The sequence below is a fragment of the Kitasatospora sp. NPDC001309 genome (assembly GCF_042896295.1).
In the GTDB taxonomy this organism is placed as follows: Bacteria; Actinomycetota; Actinomycetes; order Streptomycetales; family Streptomycetaceae; genus Kitasatospora.
Genome location: NZ_JBIAXC010000033.1, coordinates 102,201 through 108,561, shown reverse-complemented (window position 1 = coordinate 108,561; position 6,361 = coordinate 102,201). Strand labels below are relative to the sequence as shown.

Here is a 6,361-nt window from a genome sequence, read left to right as displayed (position 1 = left end):
CCCAACGCCGCCCCGCCCGCCCTCCAGGCGGACGACGGGAGCGCGAAGACGGACCCTAGGCGCCCGGCGCCTGGGAGACTCTCGGTGGGGCGCCGGTCCTTCACCGGCGCCGCACCGTTCCGTCCGTCCGCCCCCGACCAGCAGGGAGAACCCCCGGTGAGCGAGGACCACTCCGCCTCCGCCGGCCCGTTCGCGACCACCGACGCGCTGTCCGGCCACCCGCTGTTCGCCCGGCTGGCCCGGATCGGCCAGCGGCTGCGCGAGGCGGACCGCGCGCACCCGTGGGTGCTGGACGCCGCCGTGGTCGCCGTGGTGTTCCTGATGTTCGGCCTGCCCGACCTGTTCCCCGGCCACGGGGACGCCGGCCACGGGGACACCGGGCCGCACGAGCACCGGCTCAACCTGGTCCGGCTGCCGCTGCCGTGGACGCTGCTCCTCCAGGCCGGCCTGGTGCTGCCGCTGCTGTGGCGCCGCCGCCGGCCCACGGTGGCCTTCGCGGTGATCATGGCGGTGTTCGTCCTGCAGTGGTCGCTGGGCGTGGGCCTGCGCGCCGACGCGGCCCTGCTGGTGGCGCTCTACAGCCTGGCCCTGCACGGCCGGCTGCGGCACCTGGCCTGGTCCTGCCTGCTGATGGTCGGGGCGATGGCGCTGGCCGCGGTCGAGGTCTCGGGCGGTGGACTGCCGGTCGGGGACGCCCTGTTCTTCCTGGTCAGCGCCGCCACCGCGGGCGTCGCCCTGGGCATCGCGGTGCGCATCCGCCGCGCCCAGCTGGCCGGGCTGCGCGAGCGGGCGGCCCGGCTGGAGATCGAGCGCGACCAGCGCAGCCGGCTGGCCACCGCCACCGAACGCACCCGGGTGGCCCGCGAGATGCACGACATCATCGGCCACAACCTGTCCGTGATCGTCACCCTGGCCGACGGCGGTGCCTACGCCGCCCAGACCCACCCCGAGCGCGGCCGGGAGGCGCTGCAACTGATCGGCGAGACCAGCCGCCAGGCGCTCGGCGAGCTGCGCCGGATGCTCGGCGTGCTGCGCGACCAGGCCGACCAGGCCGCCGAGTTCAACCCCCAGCCCGGCATCGCCGACGTGGACGGCCTGTGCGCCCGGATCCGCGCGGCCGGCCCCCAGGTGGTGTACACCGTCTCCGGCGACCCGGACCGGCTGGACCGCGGCGTCCAGCTGATGGCCTACCGGATCGTCCAGGAGGCCCTCACCAACACCCTCAAGCACGCCGGAGCGGACACCCGGGCGCACGTCACCCTGACCGTCGACGCCACCCGGCTGCGGGTGCGCGTCCAGGACGCCGGCCCGCCCGGCGGCACCCGCCCGCCGACGCGCCCGGACGGCGAGGGCCACGGCCTGGCCGGGATGCGCGAACGCGCCGCCCTGTACGGCGGGAGCGTCACGGCGGGCCCCGGCCCTGGGGCAGGATGGACCGTGGAGGCCGTCCTGGACCTCACCCCCGACCCGACAGGCGGCCACCCGTGACCACCGTCCTCATCGTGGACGACCAGCCACTGCAGCGCTACGGCTTCCGGATGCTGCTGGAGAGCCAGCCCGACACCGAGGTGGTCGGCGAGGCCGCGCACGGCGCCGAGGCCGTCCGGCTCGCCGCCGACCTGCGGCCCGACGTCGTCCTGATGGACATCCGGATGCCCGGCATGGACGGCATCGAGGCCACCCGCCGGATCGTCGCCGAGGGCGGGCGCTCGCGCATCCTGGTCCTCACCACTTTCGACCTGGACGAGTACGCGCACGCCGCGCTGCGCGCCGGGGCCAGCGGCTTCCTGCTCAAGGACGCGCGGCCGGAGGAACTGCTCGCCGGGATCCGCGCCGTCGCGGAGGGCGACGCCGTGGTGGCCCCGGCGATCACCCGGCGGCTGCTCGACGCCTACGCCCACCACCTGCCGGTCCGCCCGGTCGGCGCGGCGCCCGTCGAGGACCCGAGGCTGGAGGCGCTGACCGAGCGCGAGCGGGAGATCCTGGTGGCCATCGCCCAGGGCTGGACGAACAACGAGATCGCCCAGCGGCTGGTGCTGGCCGAATCGACCGTCAAGACGCACGTCAGCCGGGTGCTGGCGAAGATCGGCGCCCGGGACCGGGTGCAGGCCGTGATCTTCGCCTACGACCGCGGGCTGACCCGGCCCAATCCGCCGATCACCACCTGATCCGGCGGAGACACTAGGCCCGGCTGTTGGGGGAGTCCTGCGGGGCCCGGCCGGGGTGCGGGACGGAACCCGGCAGGCCGTGGCCGGTGCGGTCGTCGGTGTGCCAGGACTGGGACTGGAAGGCGAGGAACACCGCCGCCCAGCGGTTCTCGTCCGGCAGGTGGATCAGCAGGGCGCCGTCCTGGTACACCCCGTCGTCCCCGCGGAACTGGCCGCTGTTGCCCTGGTTCATGTGCACGTCGTGCACGCCGTTGCCGGGCAGGAAGCCGAACACCTTGTCGGGGACGCCGGGTTCGGGCCCGAAGCGCTGGCCGAACACGTACAGGGCGGCGTTCGGGTCGGCGATGGCGTGCTGCACGTAGTGGTCGAGCAGGTCGGCGAGGTCGTTGTCCGGGCCGGGGAGGTCGGGCGGCAGTACGTGCATCGCCGCGTGGTCGAACAGCTTGCCGCGGACGAAGTCCAGACTCGCCGTGCCCGGGCGGGAGTTCAGCGCCGTCCAGCCGCTGCCGGCGGCCGGGAGGAGGGCGGTCACCGGGTGCCGGAAGTTCTCGTCGGCGAAGTAGAGCAGGTTCGAAGGGGCCTGCTGGGAGAGCACGTTGACGGCCGCGCGGTAGTCGGTGCCGGCGGCGTCGCGCAGGTGGATCTGGTAGTGCGGGGTGCCGGTGGCGCCCTCGCGGCGGCGGTCGACGGCGGTGGCGGCGAGCACGCCGTACTGGGCGATGGGCATGGGCGGTTCCTCGGGTGGGGTCGGCCAGGAGCCCCTCCGTTATCGCCCACGCGCCGGGTGCGGGGCCGGGGAATCGGCGAATGTTCACCTTCCGTCCCCCGGAGGGGTGGCCATGGCACCGAACGTTGACGAGCCCGCCGGACCGGGGTGTCAGGCCGGGTCGACCGACGTCGGGGTCGCTGCCCGCGGGGCGGACCCGGCCCGGCCGCGCAGCAGTTCGGCGGTGAGGAAGGCCGTCACGGCGGAGACGATCAGCAGCGGCATCGCGTTCGCCGCCTGCCCGCCCAGCAGCATCGTGGCCAGCACGGTACTGGTCACCGGCAGCCTGGTCACGGCCGCGCTGGAGGCGGCCAGCCCGGCGGCCAGCGCCGGTGCGGTGCCCAGGCCCGGCAGCGGCGCGCAGGCCACACCGAGGGCGGCGCCGATCAGGACGGCGGGGAAGATCGGCCCGCCGCGCAGGCTGCCCAGCGCGATGCCCCAGCCGAGCGTCTTGCACAGCACCAGCGCCAGCAGCGCGCCGATCGGCCAGGCCGCCGGGTCGGCCGCGAGCGCGCCCAGGGTGGCCTGGCCGGAGAGCGCGGCCTCCTCCGGCGAGCGGCCGGTGAGCAGCGCGTACGCGGTGAGGCAGGCGCCGACCGCGACCGCGCAGCCGACCGTGCGGACGGCGGTGCGCAGCGCCGTCCGCGGGGCGGTCGTGGTGTCCGTGAAGGCCTTGACCCGTCGGCCCAGCGTCTGCCCGGCCACGCAGACCAGCGTGACCGCGACCGCCAGCGGCACCCCCCACAGGAAGTCCCCGGGGTCGGGGGTGCCGGTCGCGGGCACGTGCGGCAGCGAGAGCGCGCCGATCGACAGGCCGGTCCAGTGCCCGAAGCCGGTGAACACCAGGGCGCCGACGCCGCTGGCGAGCAGGCAGGGCAGGACCAGCGCGACCAGCTGGGGGCCGCCGAGCCCGGCCGCCTCGATCATCATCACCGCGGCCACCAGCGGGCTGCCGAAGATCGTCGAGATCGCCGCTGCCGCCCCGGCCGTGCCCAGCACCGGGACGACCCGCGGGTTCCGGGCCCGGACGGGCGCCCGGACGGCGAGCAGCGCGAGTCCGCCGCCCAGCGCCATCAGCGGCGCCTCCGGGCCGAGCACCGCACCGAGCGGCAGGCCGACGAGCGCGGCCAGCACCACCCCCGGCACGTCCCGGGGCAGGCCGGGCGCGCCGCCGAGCCCGTCCACCGGCACGTGGCCGCCGCGCCCGGGCAGCCGGGTGACGATCGGGGCGAGCAGCAGCCCGGCCAGCGCCAGCGCGGGCAGCGGCCACCACCAGGGCGCCCGGTCGAACCCGGCGGCGTCCGGCAGGCTCTCCCAGATCCAGTGCTGGAGTTCGTGCTCCAGGCCGACGAACCCGAAGGCGACCAGCGAGATCGGGACGCCGACCAGCACCGCGACCAGCAGCAGCCCGAGGTAGCCGCGGTGCAGCAGCACCTCGCGCAGGGTGGGGCCGCCGCCCTGCCGCGGGGGCGTGTCCGGCGGCTCGGGCTCCGGCATGACCGCTCCTTCGGGTTTCTCATGGTGCTGGCCCCCGCCCTGCGACCGAGTCTCGCCGGGGCCCGCCCGCCCCGCACGGCGTGCCGCCCGTACGGGCGCCGTACACGGGAGCGGGCACCCGCCGCGGTGGCGGCGGGTGCCCGGGGCGGGCTGCGGGTCAGCAGCCGTAGGAGATCTCGCGGAAGTCGGCGTAGTGGTCGGCGGTGTAGTAGACCCGCTTGGAGACCGTGTCGCGGACGATGCGCTCGGCGTCCCGGTGGGTGTTGGCGGTGGGGCGGGGGTTGACGTCGTACTCGTGGTAGGTGGTGGCGTGCGGCAGATCGCCGCTGCGGTTGCCGTACGGGTTGCCGCCGCGGATGAACTCGCCGTCCGGGAGGCGGTAGGTGATGGGCTCCGGGGTGGCCGGCCACTCCAGCTGGCGCCAGGTCTCGCAGGCCTGGGCCACCTGCGGCGGGAAGGCTTCGAGCGGCAGCGGCGGCTGGAGGAGCGCGGCCGGGGCCCGGGTGGCCGTGACGGCGTGCGCGGGCACGGCGGCCGGGGCGAGGCCGACGGTGAGCAGCAGGGCGAGGGCGGTCTTGGCGAGGCGGGCGGTCACAGGTTCTTCTCCAATGCCGTCAGGTAGTTGCGCATGAAGTGGTCGCGGACGCCTTCGCCGGTGGGCTCGAAGGCGGCGGAGGTCAAGCCCTTGGCCCGGTTGGCGAGGCCGGAGAGCAGGCCGCTGGCGCCCTCGTGGACCGTCCCGGCCGAGTCGATGAAGCGCAGGGCGCCGACGTGGGTGAAGGCCGGCTCGGGCGGCAGCTGGGGGACGATGTCGTTGTTGTTGACGAAGCGGTAGTTCCGGCCGTGGAAGGCCCGGTCGTACGCGGCGGTGAGCAGCCGGTCGCAGGTGCGGGGCTGGCCGAAGGTGTACACGCCGTCGGCCGTCAGCCGGGGGTCCTCCAGGTGGAGGCGGGCGGCGGCGAGCATGGCGAGGGCGCCGCCGAGGCTGTGGCCGGTGAGCCAGACGCTCTGCCCGTCGGTGCGGAGTTCGGTGAGGGTCTTGAGGACGTCCGGGAAGACCGAGTCCAGGGCCTCGGCGAAGCCGTAGTGGACGTAGCCGGTGCCGGCGGGGCCCGGCCAGGGCGGGGTGGTGGAGTCGGTGAGCCAGTCGCGGAGCTCCTTGGGCTCGGTGCCGCGGAAGGCGACCACGATCATCCGGTCGCTCGCCATGGTGTAGGCCTGGGTGTCCTGGAGCGGGAACGGCGGGGTGAACCGGGTGTCGTGGTGGCGCACGGTGTCGAAGCCCCAGTCCCGGGCCTGCCGGTCGATGGTGGCGTCGTTCTGGTAGGCGAGGTCCGACGCCCTGGCCAGCCAGTAGGCGTGGGCGAGGCTGTAGCCGGTCGCGCTCTGGTCGAAGGTGGTGGGGACGGGCACGAAGGGGGCCGCCTTTCGATGGGGGGCGTCCCTCGTTGGTAGCGGAACCGCCCGCCGACGGCCGGGCGACGGGCCCGGGAGTCGTTCCAACAGAGCAGGGGCGGCGCACGAACCGGTCCGTAGGTAGACGGGTCAGCTGATTGCTTCATGGGATTTGCGGCTGGTGGTGGCCGGTGCGCTAGTTGGTGGCGTCGGCGGCTTCGTCGAGGCACCGGACGAACTCCACCATCGAGCAAAGGGACTTGAGACCATGAAGCTCGCCGCCCGTGCAGGGCGACGGCGTGGCCAGCATCTACTGGTACACCTACTGGTACACCGGCTTCCCGAACTGCAACCCGACCACCGCCGACCCGGCGAAGAAGCTGTTCCAGATCTACGGCGACGTCCAGATGCAGCCGGTCTACCAGGACGGCAGCTACGGCCCGCTGAGCAAGCTCAACGCCTACCAGGCCGACCGCTGAGCCCGTGCCCCGCCGGCCCCCGGAGCTGCAGGCCGGCGCCGGGGGCCGAACCGCGT

At 75.0% G+C, this 6,361-nt stretch carries 7 protein-coding genes; 3 read left to right on the top strand and 4 right to left on the bottom strand.

The features are described 5' to 3' along the window. Positions 1-156 precede the first annotated feature (156 nt). Together ACFY2K_RS29095 and ACFY2K_RS29090 are read left to right on the top strand one after the other, a co-directional pair. Entirely contained in the window at positions 157-1,488 is a 1,332-nt protein-coding gene (locus ACFY2K_RS29095; RefSeq protein ID WP_380522264.1) for a histidine kinase, read from the top strand. Next, complete coding sequence (locus ACFY2K_RS29090) at positions 1,485-2,168, top strand: response regulator (protein WP_380399981.1); 684 nt, start codon at positions 1,485-1,487, stop codon at positions 2,166-2,168. The genes ACFY2K_RS29095 and ACFY2K_RS29090 overlap by 4 nt, the downstream gene beginning before the upstream one ends. Before the next feature lie 13 nt (positions 2,169-2,181). On the opposite strand, the gene ACFY2K_RS29085 is transcribed toward ACFY2K_RS29090, so the two are convergent. The 4 genes from ACFY2K_RS29085 to ACFY2K_RS29070 all read right to left on the bottom strand — a co-directional run bounded on the left by ACFY2K_RS29085 (position 2,182) and on the right by ACFY2K_RS29070 (position 5,844). Next, complete coding sequence (locus ACFY2K_RS29085; protein ID WP_380640230.1) at positions 2,182-2,895, bottom strand: DUF2278 family protein; 714 nt, start codon at positions 2,893-2,895, stop codon at positions 2,182-2,184. Positions 2,896-3,045: 150 nt separating this feature from the next. Further along, complete coding sequence (locus tag ACFY2K_RS29080; RefSeq protein WP_387715359.1) at positions 3,046-4,431, bottom strand: chloride channel protein; 1,386 nt, start codon at positions 4,429-4,431, stop codon at positions 3,046-3,048. A gap of 157 nt (positions 4,432-4,588) precedes the next feature. After that, complete coding sequence (locus tag ACFY2K_RS29075; protein ID WP_380522257.1) at positions 4,589-5,026, bottom strand: ribonuclease domain-containing protein; 438 nt, start codon at positions 5,024-5,026, stop codon at positions 4,589-4,591. Next, the gene (locus ACFY2K_RS29070) at positions 5,023-5,844 is read right to left on the bottom strand and encodes a lipase family protein (protein WP_387715356.1); all 822 of its coding nucleotides are present in this window, start codon (positions 5,842-5,844) and stop codon (positions 5,023-5,025) included. The genes ACFY2K_RS29075 and ACFY2K_RS29070 overlap by 4 nt, the downstream gene beginning before the upstream one ends. A 281-nt stretch (positions 5,845-6,125) precedes the next feature. On the opposite strand from ACFY2K_RS29070, the gene ACFY2K_RS29065 reads away from it, so the two are divergent. Next, positions 6,126-6,305, top strand: coding sequence for a hypothetical protein (locus ACFY2K_RS29065; RefSeq protein WP_387715353.1), 180 nt, complete (start codon positions 6,126-6,128; stop codon positions 6,303-6,305). Positions 6,306-6,361 lie beyond the last annotated feature (56 nt).

Coding starts and splice junctions, on each gene's coding strand:
- ACFY2K_RS29085 (WP_380640230.1), bottom strand. CDS start 2,895: ATGCCCATCGCCCAGTACGGCGTGCTCGCCGCCACCGCCGTCGACCGC.
- ACFY2K_RS29080 (WP_387715359.1), bottom strand. CDS start 4,431: ATGCCGGAGCCCGAGCCGCCGGACACGCCCCCGCGGCAGGGCGGCGGC.